Annotated in this window: 14 protein-coding genes and 1 tRNA gene; 10 read left to right on the top strand and 5 right to left on the bottom strand. The window is 63.0% G+C overall.

The window, feature by feature from the left end; genetic code table 11:
- Positions 1-140 precede the first annotated feature (140 nt).
- Both glgX and bglA read left to right on the top strand, forming a co-directional pair.
- Positions 141-2,141: a glycogen debranching protein GlgX gene (gene glgX / locus AC1DZ8_RS27580; protein WP_477302568.1), complete on the top strand. Its 2,001-nt coding sequence runs from the start codon at positions 141-143 to the stop codon at positions 2,139-2,141.
- Positions 2,141-3,790 carry a beta-galactosidase BglA gene (bglA, locus tag AC1DZ8_RS27575; protein ID WP_477302566.1) on the top strand — a complete coding sequence of 550 codons (1,650 nt, stop codon included), beginning with the start codon at positions 2,141-2,143 and terminating at the stop codon, positions 3,788-3,790. The genes glgX and bglA overlap by 1 nt, the downstream gene beginning before the upstream one ends.
- 6 nt (positions 3,791-3,796) lie before the next feature.
- Here the strand turns inward: bglA and AC1DZ8_RS27570 are convergent, their stop codons facing one another.
- Both AC1DZ8_RS27570 and AC1DZ8_RS27565 read right to left on the bottom strand, forming a co-directional pair.
- Positions 3,797-5,563: a pilus assembly protein TadG-related protein gene (locus tag AC1DZ8_RS27570; RefSeq protein ID WP_477302564.1), complete on the bottom strand. Its 1,767-nt coding sequence runs from the start codon at positions 5,561-5,563 to the stop codon at positions 3,797-3,799.
- Positions 5,563-5,928: a TadE/TadG family type IV pilus assembly protein gene (locus tag AC1DZ8_RS27565; protein WP_477302562.1), complete on the bottom strand. Its 366-nt coding sequence runs from the start codon at positions 5,926-5,928 to the stop codon at positions 5,563-5,565. Before AC1DZ8_RS27565 ends, AC1DZ8_RS27570 begins: the two co-directional genes overlap by 1 nt.
- A gap of 374 nt (positions 5,929-6,302) precedes the next feature.
- Between AC1DZ8_RS27565 and AC1DZ8_RS27560 the strand changes: the two genes are divergently transcribed.
- From AC1DZ8_RS27560 to AC1DZ8_RS27535, 6 genes are all read left to right on the top strand, one after another.
- The gene (locus AC1DZ8_RS27560; RefSeq protein ID WP_477302938.1) at positions 6,303-7,895 is read left to right on the top strand and encodes a peptide ABC transporter substrate-binding protein; all 1,593 of its coding nucleotides are present in this window, start codon (positions 6,303-6,305) and stop codon (positions 7,893-7,895) included.
- Positions 7,896-8,069: 174 nt separating this feature from the next.
- Complete coding sequence (locus AC1DZ8_RS27555; protein WP_477302560.1) at positions 8,070-8,993, top strand: ABC transporter permease subunit; 924 nt, start codon at positions 8,070-8,072, stop codon at positions 8,991-8,993.
- Positions 8,986-10,113 carry an ABC transporter permease gene (locus AC1DZ8_RS27550; protein ID WP_477302558.1) on the top strand — a complete coding sequence of 376 codons (1,128 nt, stop codon included), beginning with the start codon at positions 8,986-8,988 and terminating at the stop codon, positions 10,111-10,113. The genes AC1DZ8_RS27555 and AC1DZ8_RS27550 overlap by 8 nt, the downstream gene beginning before the upstream one ends.
- A gap of 16 nt (positions 10,114-10,129) precedes the next feature.
- Entirely contained in the window at positions 10,130-11,749 is a 1,620-nt protein-coding gene (locus AC1DZ8_RS27545; protein ID WP_477302556.1) for an ABC transporter ATP-binding protein, read from the top strand.
- A gap of 70 nt (positions 11,750-11,819) precedes the next feature.
- Entirely contained in the window at positions 11,820-12,068 is a 249-nt protein-coding gene (locus AC1DZ8_RS27540; protein WP_477302554.1) for a type II toxin-antitoxin system RelE family toxin, read from the top strand.
- A gap of 9 nt (positions 12,069-12,077) precedes the next feature.
- Positions 12,078-12,437: a helix-turn-helix transcriptional regulator gene (locus tag AC1DZ8_RS27535; RefSeq protein WP_477302552.1), complete on the top strand. Its 360-nt coding sequence runs from the start codon at positions 12,078-12,080 to the stop codon at positions 12,435-12,437.
- A gap of 56 nt (positions 12,438-12,493) precedes the next feature.
- On the opposite strand, the gene AC1DZ8_RS27530 is transcribed toward AC1DZ8_RS27535, so the two are convergent.
- Entirely contained in the window at positions 12,494-12,841 is a 348-nt protein-coding gene (locus AC1DZ8_RS27530; RefSeq protein WP_477302550.1) for a hypothetical protein, read from the bottom strand.
- A gap of 176 nt (positions 12,842-13,017) precedes the next feature.
- A tRNA-Pro gene (locus AC1DZ8_RS27525) sits at positions 13,018-13,094 on the bottom strand.
- Positions 13,095-13,294: 200 nt separating this feature from the next.
- On the opposite strand from AC1DZ8_RS27525, the gene AC1DZ8_RS27520 reads away from it, so the two are divergent.
- Entirely contained in the window at positions 13,295-14,815 is a 1,521-nt protein-coding gene (locus AC1DZ8_RS27520) for a phosphomannomutase/phosphoglucomutase (RefSeq protein ID WP_477302548.1), read from the top strand.
- 74 nt (positions 14,816-14,889) lie between these two features.
- Here the strand turns inward: AC1DZ8_RS27520 and AC1DZ8_RS27515 are convergent, their stop codons facing one another.
- Entirely contained in the window at positions 14,890-15,777 is an 888-nt protein-coding gene (locus tag AC1DZ8_RS27515; protein WP_477302546.1) for an NmrA/HSCARG family protein, read from the bottom strand.
- A gap of 100 nt (positions 15,778-15,877) precedes the next feature.
- On the opposite strand from AC1DZ8_RS27515, the gene AC1DZ8_RS27510 reads away from it, so the two are divergent.
- Positions 15,878-16,777 carry a LysR family transcriptional regulator gene (locus AC1DZ8_RS27510; protein ID WP_477302544.1) on the top strand — a complete coding sequence of 300 codons (900 nt, stop codon included), beginning with the start codon at positions 15,878-15,880 and terminating at the stop codon, positions 16,775-16,777.
- The last annotated feature ends 35 nt before the right edge of the window (positions 16,778-16,812 follow it).

The following is a 16,812-nucleotide window of genomic DNA, read 5'->3' as shown; positions in this document are numbered from 1 at the left end:
GTGGGAGAAGGTGGATCGGCGCGCAGCGCCGAGACGGATGAGGGGTGCGCGAAGGATCGCCGTCCTTGCCAAGCTGGAACACCCCTCATCCGTCGCCTTCGGCGACACCTTCTCCCACAAGGGGAGAAGGGGGAGACTGCATGACCCAACTCGGCGCCACCATCACTCGCGATGGAATACGCTTCGCCGCCTGGACGTCATCCGCGCGGCGCCTTTGGGTGTCGATCTTCGACGAAACCGGCTCGCGCGAAATCGACCGGCTCGAACTCCAGCCTGAAGGCGAAGGCGTCTACGCGTTGTTCGTCGCAGGCCTCGCTGCCGGCACCCGCTACGGCTTTCGCGCCGATGGCGATTATGCCCCGGAGCGAGGGCTGTGGTTCGATCCCGAAAAACTGCTCACCGACCCCTATGCCGTCGAAATCGACCGGCCGTACCAGTATCACTGGCGGCTCACCGCCAAACGCAACGAAGGCGCCGACACCGCACCGCTAATGCCGAAGTCGATCGTGGTCGCGTTGCCGGAACCTGTGACGCCACTGCCACCCGTCCTCCAGCCTGGCGGCCTGATCTACGAGCTCAACGTCCGCTCCTTCACCAGGCTGCATCCGGATGTGCCGGAAGCGCAGCGCGGCACCATCGCCGCGCTCGCCCATCCCGCCATCATCGAGCACCTCAAGAAGATCGGCGTCTCCGCTGTCGAGCTGATGCCGGTGACGGCATGGATCGACGAGCGGCATCTGCCGCCGCTCGGCTTGAGCAATGCCTGGGGCTACAACCCCGTCACCTTCATGGCGCTCGATCCGCGGCTGGCGCCGGGCGGCCTTGCCGAATTGCGCGACACGGTAGCGGCACTGCGCAAGGCCGGGATCGGCACCATCCTCGATCTCGTCTTCAACCACACCGGTGAGAGCGATCGGCTTGGGCCGACGCTGTCGCTGCGTGGCCTCGACGCGCAGGCCTATTACCGGCACGAACCGGACGGCAGACTGGTCAATGACACCGGCACCGGCAACACGGTCGCCTGTGACCATCCTATCGTTCGGGAGATGGTGCTCGACACGCTCCGCCATTTCGTCCGCCATGCCGGCGTCGACGGTTTCCGCTTCGATTTGGCGCCGGTTCTCGGCCGTGTCGACGGCGCATTCGACCCGACGGCGGCGCTGCTCGGGGCCATCACCAACGATCCCATCCTCGCCGACAGGGTGCTGATCGCCGAGCCCTGGGACATCGGTCCGAACGGCTACCAGCTCGGCAATTTTTCGCCGCCATATCTCGAATGGAACGACCGTTACCGCGACGACGTCAGGCGCTTCTGGCGCGGCGATGCCGGCGCGGTCGGCGCGCTGGCGACGAGGCTCGCCGGTTCGTCGGACGTGTTCGGCAGGGAGGGTCAACCGGCCAGCCGCACTGTCAATTTCATCGCCGCGCATGACGGCATGACGCTGGCCGACATCGTCACCTATGAGGCCAAGCACAACCAGGCCAATGGCGAGAAGAACCGCGACGGCCACAATGAGAACCTGTCCTGGAACAATGGCGTCGAGGGCGAGACCTCCGACAAGGCGATTGCCGAGGCCCGTACCAGTGACCGCCGGGCGCTGCTCGCGACCTTGTTTGCCTCGCGCGGCACCATCATGCTGACCGCGGGCGACGAATTCGGCCGCACGCAAAGGGGCAACAACAATGCCTACGCGCAGGACAATGCCATCACCTGGCTCGACTGGGCGGGACGCGACCCCGCACTGGAAGCCCATGTGTCGGCGCTCGCGGCACTGCGCCGCGCAATGCCGGCGCTCGACGATCCACGCTTCCTGACTGGAGAGCCGCAAGGCGGTTTGGATGTGCCCGATGTCGCCTGGCTGACCGAGACCGGGGCGCCGCTCAGTGAGGCCGACTGGAACGATGCCTCGCGCCATCGCCTCGTCATGCTGCTCGCCGACAGCGGGGACGGGCGCCTCGCCGTCATCGTCAATGGCGACCGCCGCCAATGCGTCTTCACGCTGCCCATGCGGGAGGGGTTTCAGTGGCAGCCGGCCATCGAAACGCAGGCGATCGACCTTGCACGCCCGCTGCCCGGCCGCAGTGTCAGTTTCATGATCGAGCGACGGACCGCAAAGGGCCGCGCCAGGAAGGGTCCGTGATGGCCGACGACAATGCCCAGCCGGGACCTGAACAGAGCGCCGACTGGTGGCGCGGCTGCGTCATCTACCAGATCTATCCGCGCTCCTTCCAAGACACGACCGGCGACGGCAGCGGTGACCTCTCAGGCATCACATCGCGGCTGGCGCACGTGGCCTCGCTTGGCGTCGACGCCGTCTGGCTGTCGCCTTTCTTCAAGTCGCCGATGGCCGACATGGGTTACGACGTCTCCGACTATCAGGCGGTCGATCCGATGTTCGGCACGCTCGACGACTTCGGCGCGCTGGTGGCCGAGGCGCACCGGCTCGGCCTGAAGGTGATCATCGACCAGGTGCTGTCGCACTCTTCCGACAAGCACGAGTGGTTCGTCGAAAGCCGTGCCAGCAGGGACAATGACAAAGCCGACTGGTACGTATGGGCCGACACCAAACCAGATGGCAACGCGCCCAACAACTGGCTGTCGGTTTTCGGTGGCCCGGCCTGGGAGTGGGACGCCACTCGCCGGCAGTACTACATGCACAATTTCCTGGCCTCGCAGCCGGACCTCAATTTCCACAATCCGGAGGTCCAGGACGCGCTGCTGGACACGGTGCGGTTCTGGCTCGAGCGCGGCGTCGACGGCTTCCGTCTCGACACGGTCAACTACTATGTCCATGACCGCTGGCTGCGCAGCAATCCGCCTTTGGCATCGAGCGTCGCCGGCACCAATGGCGAAACCAACACCTATCTTTTCCAGGAACATCTGTTCGACAAGACGCAACCGGAAAACCTCGATTTCCTCAGGCGCTTTCGCGCGCTGCTCGACGAGTATGGCGGCCGCGCCAGCGTCGGTGAGGTCGGCGACGAAGGCCGCTCGCTGCAGACGCTCGCCGCCTACACCTCCGGCGGCGACAAACTCAACATGTGCTACACGTTCGATCTGCTCGGGTCGCAATTCTCGCCTGCCCATGTGCGTGGCTGCGTCGAGGCCTTCGAGGCAGCGGTTGCCGACGGCTGGGTCTGCTGGGCATTCTCCAACCACGATGTCGTGCGCCACGTCAGCCGCTGGACGCGGCAGGACGGCGATCCAAATGCGGTGGCGAAATTCTCGATTGCCCTTCTCTCATGCCTGCGCGGCTCGATCTGTCTCTACCAGGGCGAGGAACTCGGGCTGCAGGAGGCGGAACTGACCTTCGAAGACCTGCGCGATCCCGTCGGCATTCGCTTCTGGCCGACGGTCAAGGGCAGGGACGGTTGCCGCACGCCGATGGTCTGGGAGGCGGGCGCCGAAAATGCCGGTTTCTCCTCGGGAAAACCCTGGCTGCCGGTGCCGGCAAGCCACCGCGCCCAGGCGGCCGACATCCAGAATAGCGACGAAAATTCCGTGCTCGCCGGCTACCGGACGATACTGTCCCTGCGCAAGGCGCATCCGGCTCTGGTCGAGGGGTCGATCCGCTTTCTCGATACCGACGGCGATGTCCTTGCCTTCATCAGGCAGGGCGAGGGCGAGACATTGCTCTGCGTCTTCAATTTCGCCGACGAGCCGGCCGACTGGCCATTGCCACCGGATTTCGGGCCCGTCGTGGCGATCGCTCCAGGTGGCGGTGCGGTCCTGCGGGAAGGCGGCTTGTCGCTGCAGGCGCTGGGAAGCTTTGTCGGGCGAGCCGGCTGACCCGGCCTATTGCACCAGAACGGAGCGGCCGCACGTCGCGCCGGTGACCCGGACATCGGCCTGGCCGACGCTCACGCCGAGCGCTGCGAGCACATTGTAGACCAGTGTGTCGACCGGCGCTGTCACGCTGTTCAGCAGCGCCACCACGGCCGGCTTCACCGTTCCAAGCAGGGCGTTGAGGTTGATCGGCAGGCCCAGCACGTTGGCCGTCAGCGACAGATCGTTGACCAGCGAGGTGGTCAGCGACTGCGTCAGGTTCTGCGTTGACACGGTCTTGATCGTCTTGGCGGCGATGTCGCTATAGTTGAAGACCAGGTTTGTCGAGTTCATGTTGGTCATCGCAAACGCCGCAGAGCCCTTCACCGCCAGGAGCGGGACGAGCAGCAGTCTCACCGCCGCGATCTCGGTGTTGTAGAAGGATTGCGGTTTGGTGAAGTCGGCGAAGGCACCGGCATTGCCGTCGGCGCTGCTGGCCGCGAGATGCGCCTCGACGACACCGGGACGCGCGGCGATGGTGACCTTGATGCTGTCAGGACCCTTCGGACAGCTTATGTCCGTCAGCTTGGCCTCCGCATAGGCGATTTCGATGTGCAGCGGCAGGGTGACGGAGAGCAGGCTGGTGCCGCCGCCGATATTGCTGTTGCCGACCGTAACTGACGCCAGAAGCTTGATGCGTGTCTGCGCGGTGCGCACCACGGTGCCGGCCTCGCCGACAGCCAGCCATGGCGACGATTGCATCGGCTCGCCAATGGCGACGTCGAGCGTCGTGGCGGTGAGCCCAGGCACGGTGACGCCCAGGTCGAGCTGGGCCTGGTTGGTACCGTTGGCAAGCGAGGCTGCGGCCGTCAGCATGCCCATGGCGCTGGCATCGACACCCAGCCCCGACGGCTTTTGCCCAAGAGCCAGGCGCCCGACCGTGCCGAGGTCGACAAGGTGGCTGAGCGGAATCTGGACCGTGCTGGTGGCCTTCGAGGCCACCGACTGCAAGGCCAGTTTGGCCGTGTTGTCCAACCCCGGAACATTGGCCATGGCGGTGGCGATCTGGCCGATGCTTGCCTTTGAAGCCAGCACATCCGAATAGGACACGCCGGTCATGTTCAACTGAACCGCAAGCGCATCGACGAAGGAAAGCACGTTGATGTCGGCGGCGATCAGGGAATTATAGTCCGTCACGCTGAGCGAGATGTTGCCGCCTACCAGCCCCTTGAGGAGCGCGTTGAGCAGCCCGCCATTGACGCTGAGCAGCCTCGAGCCGACCGAAAAGGTCGCCTGTGCCTGGGCGTTTGCAGTGGCCGTCGTGCCTATGACCGGCGGGGCCATAAGCGAGGCGCCGAAATAGAGCGTGCCCTGCTTCTTCAGGAACACGCGCACGGCATTGTAGGGCAGCTTGTTCGCTTCGAACCGGCTGCCGGCGGCGATGGAGCTCAAGCCCGTGTAGCGCCCGGGCACAATCTGGACCACCGCCTTGGTGGCTGTCGGCGCGATGGTTGTCCCGTCTTTCTGCACGGTAACGGAGCTGATTCCATTGTCCTTTAGTGTCGTCAGCACCGCCGTTTCGGCGTTGTTGAGATTGGCCGCGGCGGTGATCGCCGCCAGGTCGACGATCGACTGCGCTGCGCGGCGCTCGTTGAACAGCGCACCCTGGTCGACGGCGAACGCCGTCAGCACCAGTGCGACGGGCGCGCTGAGCGCCGTCATGACGGCGAAATTGGCCCGCTTGTCGCGCAGCAGCCGCCGGCATATCTGCCGCATTCCAGCCACGGCACTCCGCATCAGATGCCCCCGACCCGGATCGTCGATTGCCGGTGAATGGTCATGCCCGGCATAGGCAGATTGGGGAACAGATTCCAGATCGGCAAATTCCGTGCGTCGTAGCTGACCGAGACCACGAACTGACTGCCATCGGCGACGCTGTCCTTGGCGTCGACCGTCAGCTTCGTGGCATCGACGAAGGGATATCCGTTGACATCGTTGTTGATGAAATTGGTCACCAGCGTCTTGCGTTCAGTGGCGTTCAGCCCCGCAATCGCCGTTCGCGCCGCATCCGCCGCGATTTGCTGGACCGAGTGGCTGGCGCCGAAATAGATACCGTATGCAACCATGCCGAGCAGAAGCAGGATAAACAGCGGCGCCAGCATGGCGAATTCGATCGCCGAGGTTCCCGAGGCGTTCGCCCGGAAACGACACCATAAAGCGAGGAGTTTCGGGTTCTGCAGCATACTGCTGAGTATACCAAACCCCGGTAGCAAGAACAGAAAACCGATAAAGCAACCGCAAGGTGCAGCCAGTTGAAAAGCATCTGAATTTTAGCTGCTCCTATTTTAGCCGAAGACTGCTCACTCAACGTCAAGCAGCGAGCGGTTGAAATAATATTTCCGTCTGTCTAGTCTCCTGCCACCAGCTGCCCGGACGGGAACCGGCGGCGCGCTCAAAAGGGGCCAGAAATCGGTTCCGGGGCGTCAACACTCGAAGGCGCGAGCCGCTGGGCAGCGCCACAGGGAGAGACTTCATGATGCTGAAAAATATGCTGAAGGCGACGCTGGTCGCCACAACCATGACCTTTGCTGCAGGCACGTTCCTGACGCCGGCCCTTGCCGAGACTGTCTATAACCGGGGCAGCGCCGCCGAAGCGGAGACGGTCGATCCGCACAAGACCTCGACGGTCTACGAAGCCGATATCATACGCGACCTGTTCCAGGGACTGGTCATGCACGATCAGAAGACGAACCTCATTCCGGGCGCTGCCGAAAGCTGGACCGTATCGGATGACGGCACCGTCTACACCTTCAAGCTGCGCAAGGACGGCTTGTGGTCGGATGGCAGCCCGGTGACGGCGGACGACTTCGTCTACTCCTTCCGTCGGCTGGAGGATCCGGCGACTGCCGCCGAATACGCTTCCATGCTCTATCCGGTGAAGAATGCCGAGGAAGTCAACACCAAGAAAGGCAAGCCCGAGGATATGGGCGTCAAGGCGATCGACGCCAACACCCTGGAAGTGACGCTGAAGGCGCCGACGCCATACTTCCTTGAGATGCTGACCCACCAGGCCACTTATCCGGTCAACAAGGCCTCGATCGACAAGCTCGGCGCCGACTGGATCAAGGCGGGCAATCTGGTTTCGAACGGCGCCTATACACTGGCCGAGTGGATTCCCAACGACCACATGAAGCTGGTCAAGAATCCGAAATTCTGGGACGCCGCGACCGTCAAGATGGACGTCGTCAACTACATCCCGACCGAAGACCGCTCATCGGCGATGAAGCGCTTCGAGGCCGGCGAACTCGACAGCTACGGCGACCTGCCGACCGAACAGCTCGCTGATCTCAAGACCAAGTTCGGCGATCAGGTCCGCGTCGGACCGTATCTCGGAACCTACTACTATGCGATCAAGACCGACAAAGCGCCGTGGGACAATGTCGAGCTGCGCAACGCCATATCGATGGCGATCGATCGCGACTTCCTCGCCGAGAAAGTCTGGCAGAACTCGATGCTTCCCGGCTATTCGATGGTCCCTCCGGGCATCGCGGGCTATACGCCGGCAATGGCCAAATACGCCGACATGTCGCAGATCGACCGCGAGGACGCCGCCAAGAAGATCCTCGAGAAACTCGGCTATACGCCCGAGCATCCGCTGAAGATGGAGATCCGCTACAACACCTCGGAAAACCACAAGAACACTGCGGTTGCCATCCAGGAACAGCTGAAGCCGCTTGGCGTCGAGATCACGCTGCTCAACACCGATACCAAGACCCACTATTCCTTCCTTGAGCAGAAGGGCAACTACGACGTGGCGCGTGCCGCCTGGATCGCCGATTACAAGGATCCCGAGACCTTCCTCGGCATCACACGCAAGGCCAGCGGAAACAACTACTCGAGCTACGTCAGCCCGGCATATGAAGCGGCCATGGACAAGGCCGCCGCCGCTGGCGGCAAGCCGGAAGAGCGCATGAAGGACCTCACTGAGGCCGAGCGCATCCTCGTCGACGACGTCGGTAACATTCCGCTTCTCTACTACAGCTTCCACGACATCGTTTCCTCGAAGCTGCATGGCTTCGATGACAATGTGATGGACATCCATCCGTCCCGCTTCGTCTCCAAGGACTGATAGTCATCCTTGACTGGACCGCCGCGCCTCATCCGGGCGCGGCGGGCTGGTCGGTCATCGCACCGGTCCGAAAGTCGTGGTCGATTTTCGGCAAGCCCGGTGCGAAGATTTGGCGCCGGAGCGTGGTTATGCGTCCGCATGGACGCGTGTCGCTCTGGCCGAAGCGGGGCGCTTATGCTGCGATATATCTTACGGCGGCTTCTGACCGCCATACCGACGCTATTCGTCATCGTGACCATGGCGTTTTTCCTGATACGCGTCGCACCAGGCGGCCCCTTTAATCAGGAGCGGGGCCTCAGTCCCGAGATCAGGGCCAATCTGGAAGCCCAGTTCGGCCTCGACGATCCGCTCTGGCTGCAATATGCCCACTATCTCGGCAACCTGCTGCGCGGCAATTTCGGGCCGAGCTATAATTTGCCTGACTTCACCGTCACCGAACTCTTCGCCAAGGGCTTGCCGATTTCAGTCCAGCTCGGCACCTCCGCACTGATCCTGGCGCTTCTGCTGGGTTCGGTGCTCGGCACCATTGCCGCGCTCAACCAGAACAAGCTTGGCGACTATACGGTGATCGCGCTGGCGACCGCCGGCAGTACCATCCCCACCTTCGTCATCGCCCCGATCATCCAGCTTGCCTTCGGATTGACCTGGAAGCTGTTGCCGATCGGCGGCTGGGGTGATGGCGCACTGATCAACAAGGTCGGCCCGGTGCTGACGCTCGCTTTGCCGCAGATCGCCATCGTTGCCCGCCTGATGCGCGGCTCGATGATCGAGAGCTTGCGTTCCCACCATATCCGCACGGCGCGTGCGCTCGGCCTGTCCGACTGGTCGGTGGTGGTCAAGCACGCACTGCGCGGCGCCATTCTGCCGATCGTTTCCTTCACCGGTCCGGCGGCCGCGGCGCTGCTTACCGGTTCGGTCATCGTCGAGACGATCTTCTCCATTCCCGGCGTCGGCCGCTATTTCGTCGATGCCGCGCTCAACCGCGACTACACGCTGGTGATGGGGACCGTGGTGGTGATCGCGCTCTTCACCATCGTCTTCAACCTGATCGTCGACGTCATGTACGCGGTCGTCGATCCGAGGGTGCGCTATGACTGACATTGCAGCCGCCGCCGCTCCGCCGGCCGTCATCGGCCGCTCGCTCTGGGGCGATGCCTGGGCGCGTCTCAAGGCCAACCGCGCCGCCATGTTCAGCCTCTATTATCTGGCCTTCATCGGCGTCATCAGCGTGTTCGGGCCCTGGTTCGTGCCGCATCAATACACCACCATCTACGCCGACTATGTGCGCACGCCCCCGAGTTTCAGCCCCTATCCGCAGGCCGACATGATCGAGACGGCGCTCACTGACGCGATCAAGCGCATGCGCGTCGACATCAAGGAGTGGAAGCAGGAGGGCGATCGCGTCACCGTCACCGTCACCTCGACCAAGCCGATCGACGAGCGCAACATCCGCTATCTCGACCGCTCCGATGCCTTCGACGATACCAAGATAGAGAGCAAATCGCCCGACGGGCTCGAATTGACGATGACTGCGTCGGTCAAACAGCAGTATTTCCTTTTCGGCACCGACAACACCGGCCGCGACCTGTTGTCCCGCACGCTGATGGCAGGGCGCATCTCACTGGCCATCGGCCTGCTTGCCGGCGTTGTCGCCGTGGTCATCGGCGTGCTCTACGGCGCGGCGGCCGGCTTCTCCGGCGGCAAGATCGACGAGGTGATGATGCGCATCGTCGACGTGCTCTATTCCTTGCCCTTTATCTTCTTCGTTATCATGCTGGTGGTGTTCTTCGGCCGCAACTTCGTGCTGATGTTTTTAGCGGTCGGGGCGGTGCTGTGGCTCGACATGGCGCGCATCGTGCGCGGCCAGGCGCTGTCGATCCGCCGCCAGGAATATGTCCAGGCCGCGGAAGCCATGGGCATCGGCCAGCGCGGCATCCTGATCCGCCATGTCATCCCAAACCTGCTCGGACCAGTGGTGATCTACATGACGCTCTTGGTGCCGCAGGTGATCATCCTGGAAAGCTTCCTGTCCTTCCTCGGCCTTGGCGTGCAGGAGCCGATGACCAGCTGGGGCGTGCTGATCTCGGTCGGCGCCAAGAACATCGGCACCGCCAACTGGCTGCTCCTGTTCCCCGCCTTCTTCCTCGTCTCGACGTTGTTTGCGCTGAATTTCGTCGGTGACGGCTTGCGCGACGCGCTCGACCCGAGAGACCGATAATATGGGGACCGCCGAGATGAAAACTCCCGAAACGATCCTCAGCGTCAAGGACCTGCGCGTCCGCTTTCGCACGCTCGACGGCGCGGTCGAAGCGGTCAAGGGCATCAACATCCACGTCAATGCCGGCGAAACCGTCGCCGTGGTCGGCGAGTCCGGCTCCGGCAAGAGCCAGACGATGATGGCGGCGATGAGCCTGCTGGCCTCCAACGGCGAGGCGACAGGTCACGTCGACTATCGCGGCCGCAACCTGTTGACGTTAAGCAAGTCCGACCTCAACAAGGTGCGCGGCGCCAAGATCAGCATGATCTTCCAGGAGCCGATGACCTCGCTCGATCCGCTCTATTCGATCGGCAACCAGCTGATTGAACCGATCCGCAAGCACCGCGGGCTGAACGCGGCCGAGGCGCGCGAGGAGGCGCTCAAACTGCTTAGGCTGGTGCATATTCCCGATCCCGAGCGGCGGATGAAATCCTATCCGCACGAAATGTCGGGCGGCCAGCGCCAGCGCGTCATGATCGCCATGGCGCTCGCCAACGACCCCGATATTCTGATCGCCGACGAGCCGACGACGGCGCTCGACGTCACCATCCAGGCGCAGATCCTGGTGCTGCTCGCCGAACTGCAACGCAAGCTCGGCATGGCCATCGTCTTCATCACCCACGACCTCGGCATCGTCCGGCGCTTTGCCGACCGCGTCTATGTCATGCGCTATGGCGAAGTGGTGGAGGAGGGCGAGGCCGAGGCTCTGTTCGCCAATCCGCAGCATGCCTATACGAAGATGCTGCTGGCCGCCGAGCCGACCGGCACCAAGTCGCCGCCGCCGGCCAACGCGCCGGTGCTGCTCGAGGGCAGGAATGTCGAAGTGACCTTCAAGATCGGCGGCGGCTTCCTCGCCGGTGATCCGCTGCTGCTACGCGCCGTCGACCACATTTCGATCCGGCTGAAGCGCAACCAGACCATCGGCATCGTCGGCGAATCCGGTTCCGGAAAATCGACGCTCGGCCGCGCGCTGCTCAGGCTGCTGCCCAGCGACGGCGTGATCCGCTTCGGCGACCGCGACATCTCCACCGCCGACCGCCAGGCGATGCGGCCGCTGCGCCGCGAGATGCAACTCGTCTTCCAGGATCCGTTCGGCTCGCTGTCGCCGCGCATGACCATCGGCCAGGTCATCACCGAAGGGCTTCTGGTGCATGAGCCGAACCTGTCAGGCAAGCAACGCGATCAACGCGCGATCGAGGCGTTGCTCGAGGTCGGCCTCGATCCCAACGCGCGCAACCGCTACCCGCACGAATTCTCCGGCGGCCAGCGCCAGCGGATCGCCATTGCGCGCGCCATGATCCTGAAGCCCAAACTGGTGGTGCTGGACGAGCCGACCTCGGCGCTCGACCGCTCGGTGCAGAAACAGATCGTCGAATTGCTGCGCAAGCTGCAGGCCGACCACGAACTGTCCTACCTCTTCATCAGCCACGATCTCGCGGTCGTGCGCGCCATGGCCGACTACATCATCGTGATGAAACAGGGCAAGATCGTCGAGGAAGGCCCGACCGAAGACATCTTCAGCAATCCGCAGGCCGCCTACACGCAGACGCTGATGGCTGCAGCGATCGATGTGACGCGCTTCAGGTTGAGTGCTTGAGCTGATCAGAGAGATATCTCATTATGAGATTAAATGTTGATCTGTTTAGTTCAATGTGAGATATTGATCCGTGAAGCGGGTTGTCTACCTGACTGCCGCAATCAAATCGCTGCGCAAGCACAAAGCTGATGCCGCTCGCATCGTCGACAAGGTCGCCGTTTATGCCGAGACGCCGGAAGCCATGTCCAACAACGTCAAGAAACTGGTTGGTTCAGATGAAATGCGGCTGCGTGTCGGAGACTACCGCATCATCTTCACCGAGACGGAAGATGAGGTCATCGTCAGCAGGATCGGCCCTCGTGGCTCCGTCTATGAATAGGAAACGGCAATGAGTATCCACTACTTCACCACGCCCAAGGGCGACGAAATGGCGGTCCTGCCGCGTGCAGAACTCGATGCGTTGCAGGACCGGGCTGCGCGTGCCCGCGAGGTGGCGAGCTACCGAGCCGGCGAGGCTCCTGGCTTCACCGCCGATGAGGCGCTCGCCTTTGCCAATGCCGCATCGCCGCTTGCCTTCTGGCGGGGGAGAAGGAGCAAGACTCAGACGGCCCTGGCGGCAGAAGTCGGCATTTCACAAAACATGCTGTCGGCGATTGAGAACGGCAAGCGCGGTGGTGATGTCGGACTATGGCTGCGGCTGTCGCGCGCGCTGGGGGTGCCTGTCGATCAACTGGTTGACGAGGACTGAATTGGATGTGCCGGCGCGCTTGATAGGACTTATCGGGCGAACCTAAGCCACGCAGCTCAGCTATCCTGGCGAGTCGAACACCTGTTGGCTCTTGCGGCGACGAGCGCATCTTGTTGTTGTTTCAGCTTTTCGATCCTGGCCGTCTCCCGGTTGGTGACTGCGCTCTTCACGCGTGCGCCGCCGAGCAGCCAGTTCGGCACGCTGGTGTTGGTGACCTTGCCGCGGGTGATGGCGGTTTGCGAGATCTCGCGCGCGGTATCGCCCACGGCAGTGTTGAGCTCGGCGCAGGTCATGCTGTCGTATTTCGCCGCGTTCACCGCACCACCCAGCGATGAGCAACCTGCCGCCAGGGACAGAACAAGCAGCGCTGACAGCCGGCCTGCGCTCGAAATCAACAACTTCATCTTCCGCACACCTCGTTCCCGGCCGCTGTTTCGGCGGCAGTCCTATTATCGAGGTAGCGCAGATGGTTGTCGCGTCAAAATACCATGCCGACACCGGATGCCGATGCGGCCGTTTTTGCCTTTGAGGTATCTTGTGGGGTGTCGGGAGAAACGGACACCTAAGTGTCTGTTTTTTCTGGTCGGAGTGGCAGGATTTGAACCTGCGACCCCCTCGTCCCGAACGAGGTGCGCTACCAGGCTGCGCTACACTCCGTGACCAGACCGCGGGCTTATAGCCGCCGTACTTCGTTCCTGCAAGCGGCAATGACAGCGCTTCTGTCGCATTTCATTCGCTTTCGTCGGGCATTGCCGCAAAGCTTGGATTTCCCGCTCGGGGTAAACCCGGCTTAAAGCCTTGCGTGCTAGGGAGCAGCCTCGATAAATCGTATTTTCGCCATCCGGAGCTCTGCTGTCTTGCCCCTGAAAATCGTAGGCGACGCCCGGCCTAACACCTTCGAGTTTGAAACCTCGGCGCTGATAAAGCCGTCCGGGTTTCGCGAATATGACGCCCGCTGGTGGTTCGGCCATCCGGCCTCGGAAGTGCCGCCTCAGCTCAACCTGATCGGCGTCCAGGCGCTCGGCATGGGGCTCGGCACGCTTATCCGCCGCCTTGGCGCCGGGCCCGACATCGTCACCGGACATGATTTCCGGTCTTATTCGCTGTCGATCAAGCTGGCGCTGGTGTCCGGGCTGATGGCCGCCGGCGCGCGTGTCAGGGATGTCGGCCTGGCGCTGTCGCCGATGGCCTATTTCGCCCAGTTCGCGCTCGAGACCCAGTCAGTGGCCATGGTCACGGCCTCCCACAATGAGAACGGCTGGACCGGCGTCAAGATGGGCGCGACGCGCCCCTTGACCTTTGGTCCCGAGGAGATGGGTACGCTGAAGAAAATCGTGCTGGCCGGCGACTTCGACCTTGTCGGCGGCGGCTCCTATGATTTCGTTTCCGGCTTCCGCGAGACCTATCTCAACGATCTGACTGCGGGCAAGCGCATCTCGAGACCGCTGAAGGTGGTCGTCGCCTGTGGCAATGGCACCGCCGGCGCCTTTGCGCCGGAAGCGCTGGCGCGGATCGGCTGCGAGGTCATCCCACTCGATGTCGAGCTTGATCACACTTTCCCGCGCTACAATCCCAATCCCGAAGACATGCGGATGCTGCACGCCATCCGCGACAAGGTGCTGGAAGCCGGGGCCGATGTCGGCCTCGGCTTCGACGGTGACGGCGACCGCTGCGGCGTCGTCGACAATGAAGGCGATGAGATATTCGCCGACAAGGTCGGCGTCATGCTGGCGCGAGATATTTCGCGGCTCCACCCGGGCTCTACCTTCGTCGTCGACGTCAAGTCGACCGGGCTGTTCAACACCGACAGTGTCCTGCGCGCCAATGGCGCGGTCACCGACTACTGGAAGACCGGCCACTCCTATATCAAGCGCCGCGTCGCCGAACTCGGCGCCGTCGCAGGCTTCGAAAAGTCAGGTCACTTTTTCTTCAATCCGCCGATCGGGCGTGGCTATGACGACGGCCTGGTGACGGCGATCGCCATCTGCCAAATGCTGGATCGCAGCCCGGGCAGGTCGATGGCCGATCTCTACCACGATCTGCCACTGACCTTCGGCACGCCGACCATGTCGCCGCACTGCCCGGACGATGTGAAATACAGCGTTGTCGAACGGGTGGTTTCCGACTTTCAGGCAATGAAGAAGGACGACGCCGTCTTCGCTGGCCAGAAGATCGCCGACCTCATCACCGTCAATGGCGTGCGTGTCGTGGCCGAGGACGGCACCTGGGGCCTGGTGCGTGCCTCGTCGAACGAGCCGTCGCTTGTCGTGGTGGTGGAGAGCCCGGTATCCTCCGAGCGCCGCTGGCAGATGTTCGAAGCCGTCAATGCCGTGTTGCGCCGCAGTCCCGAGGTCGGCGCCTACAACCAGACTTTTTGAGGTTCAGGGCCGGGGGTAAGCGGATCCGCGCCTTGCATGGTCCGCTTCCCAAGAACTTCAGGGGCGACAGGCAGTCAGGCGACGGAAGTCGCCTGCCCAAGGACGCTCCAATCGAATTCTCGTGCCCAGTCGGCGAAACTGTGCCAGCGGACCTCCGGGAATTCCTTGCGCAAGGCGTCTATGTCGACGTCGTAGCCGACGCGGTCGAACCATTCGAACATCAGCGCGGCATCCTCACTCTGCTGGCGCGCCACGGTGATCGGGATTTCCTGATAGCTGATCGGGCGGCCGATGGCCTGCGACAGGATCTTCGCCTCGTCTTCACCCGACAGTTCGTCCCCGGCGAAGTCGAAGCGCTTGCCGAACACCTGTTGGCGCCGCTCGGCCAAGGCCGCGACGAAAGCGCCGATGTCAGCCAGCGCGACCAGCTGGAGGGCACGCTTTGGCGGCACCGCGAAGGCATAAGTGCCCTGGCTGAGCGCGCTGATCGACCACGGCGCGACGACATTCTCCATGAAGGCGACCGGCGCACTGATCGTGTAGGGGATGCCGAGCCCGACGACATGTTTTTCGACGAGATACTTGCTGTCGAAATGCGGAATCCCGGTTTTCTTGTCTGCACTGGCAACTGATGAATAGATCAGATGCCCGACGCCGGCAGCCTTCGCCGCATCGGCGGCAAGGATCCCCTGGCGGGTTTCTTCTTCCATGCCGGCCTCATAGCTGTTGCCCATCAGGAACATGGTGTCGACGTCTCCGGCGGCCCTCACCACGGAGGCTCTGTCGGCGAGATCGCCGGCCACCACTTCGGCGCCCGCCGCTGCCAAATGCCGAGCAGCTTCGCTGTCTGGCTTGCGCGTCAACGCCTTCACCCGATGTCCTTTCGACAGCAGGGCGCGCGCCACTGCACCGCCTTGCTGGCCGGTAGCGCCGGTCACCAGAATGGTTCGTTTGCTGGTCATCTCGTCTGCTCCTTGTTGTTTCGCTGGAGCAAAATTAGGACCTGTCGCATTGATGCATAATTGCCTATAATTGGAAAACTTTGTCCCATATCTGGATACAATGCTCGATCTCAACGACATCGTCGTATTTGCGCGCGTCGTCGAAGCCGGCAGCTTCACCGCCGCGGCGCGCTTGCTGGCCATGCCCAAGACGACGGTCAGCCGCCGCATTGCTGCGCTGGAACGCGAGGTTGGGGTGCGCCTGCTGCAGCGCACGACGCGTAGCCTCAACCTGACGGATGCCGGGCGCCTCTATTACGAGCAGAGCAGCCAGGCGCTGCGGACGATCGAGGAAGCCAATCTGCGCCTTGCCGAGGCGCGGGCGGAGCCGTCGGGCACGATTCGCATTTCGGCCCCGGTCGGCTTCGGCGGCCATTTCCTTACCCCTACCGTGGTCGACTTTCTCAAAATGTATCCAAAGACCAAGGTCGAGCTCCGCCTGACCGACGACAAGCTCAATCTGGTCGAGGACGGTATCGATCTCGCTTTCCGCACCGGCGTGCTCCAGGATTCGACGCTGATCGCCCGCAAGCTCGGCTCGACGCACAGGCTGCTCTGCGCCAGCCCGGACTATCTCGCGCGCCACGGCGTGCCGGAAGAGCCCGCGGATCTCGCGCGCCATCAATGCGTCGTCGCCGGCCCATCGACGTCGGGTGCCCACTGGGTGCTGGATGGGCCGCGCGGCCAGGAGACGGTCGCCGTGGCCGGCCGCTTCGCCGCCAATGAGATGCAGGCGGTCGTTGCAGCCACGCTTGCGGGCTTCGGCATCGCCCAATTGCCCCACGTGCTTGCCGAGGGGTTGATCAATGAAGGGCGGTTGCAGCGCGTTCTCAAGCAGCACACGACGCCGGCCGGTGGCCTTCACGTCCTCTATCCGAGCAGCCGTCACCTTTCGCCCCTGGTCAGGGCCTTCGTCGAACTGGCAGCCGTGCGGATTTCCAGTCAGGTAAACACGGCTTAAAGGCATGCGTGCTACCCAATCGACCAACAACCCTT

Source organism: Mesorhizobium sp. P2_F7 (assembly GCF_056403695.1).
Note: the sequence above shows the minus strand (reverse complement) of the source record. Positions and strands in the feature narration are given on the sequence as shown.

Coding starts and splice junctions, on each gene's coding strand:
- AC1DZ8_RS27515 (WP_477302546.1), bottom strand. CDS start 15,777: ATGACCAGCAAACGAACCATTCTGGTGACCGGCGCTACCGGCCAGCAA.
- AC1DZ8_RS27555 (WP_477302560.1), top strand. CDS start 8,070: ATGCTGCGATATATCTTACGGCGGCTTCTGACCGCCATACCGACGCTA.
- AC1DZ8_RS27535 (WP_477302552.1), top strand. CDS start 12,078: ATGAGTATCCACTACTTCACCACGCCCAAGGGCGACGAAATGGCGGTC.
- AC1DZ8_RS27570 (WP_477302564.1), bottom strand. CDS start 5,563: ATGCGGAGTGCCGTGGCTGGAATGCGGCAGATATGCCGGCGGCTGCTG.
- AC1DZ8_RS27530 (WP_477302550.1), bottom strand. CDS start 12,841: ATGAAGTTGTTGATTTCGAGCGCAGGCCGGCTGTCAGCGCTGCTTGTT.
- glgX (WP_477302568.1), top strand. CDS start 141: ATGACCCAACTCGGCGCCACCATCACTCGCGATGGAATACGCTTCGCC.
- AC1DZ8_RS27565 (WP_477302562.1), bottom strand. CDS start 5,928: ATGCTGGCGCCGCTGTTTATCCTGCTTCTGCTCGGCATGGTTGCATAC.
- AC1DZ8_RS27510 (WP_477302544.1), top strand. CDS start 15,878: ATGCTCGATCTCAACGACATCGTCGTATTTGCGCGCGTCGTCGAAGCC.
- bglA (WP_477302566.1), top strand. CDS start 2,141: ATGGCCGACGACAATGCCCAGCCGGGACCTGAACAGAGCGCCGACTGG.
- AC1DZ8_RS27550 (WP_477302558.1), top strand. CDS start 8,986: ATGACTGACATTGCAGCCGCCGCCGCTCCGCCGGCCGTCATCGGCCGC.
- AC1DZ8_RS27560 (WP_477302938.1), top strand. CDS start 6,303: ATGCTGAAAAATATGCTGAAGGCGACGCTGGTCGCCACAACCATGACC.
- AC1DZ8_RS27545 (WP_477302556.1), top strand. CDS start 10,130: ATGAAAACTCCCGAAACGATCCTCAGCGTCAAGGACCTGCGCGTCCGC.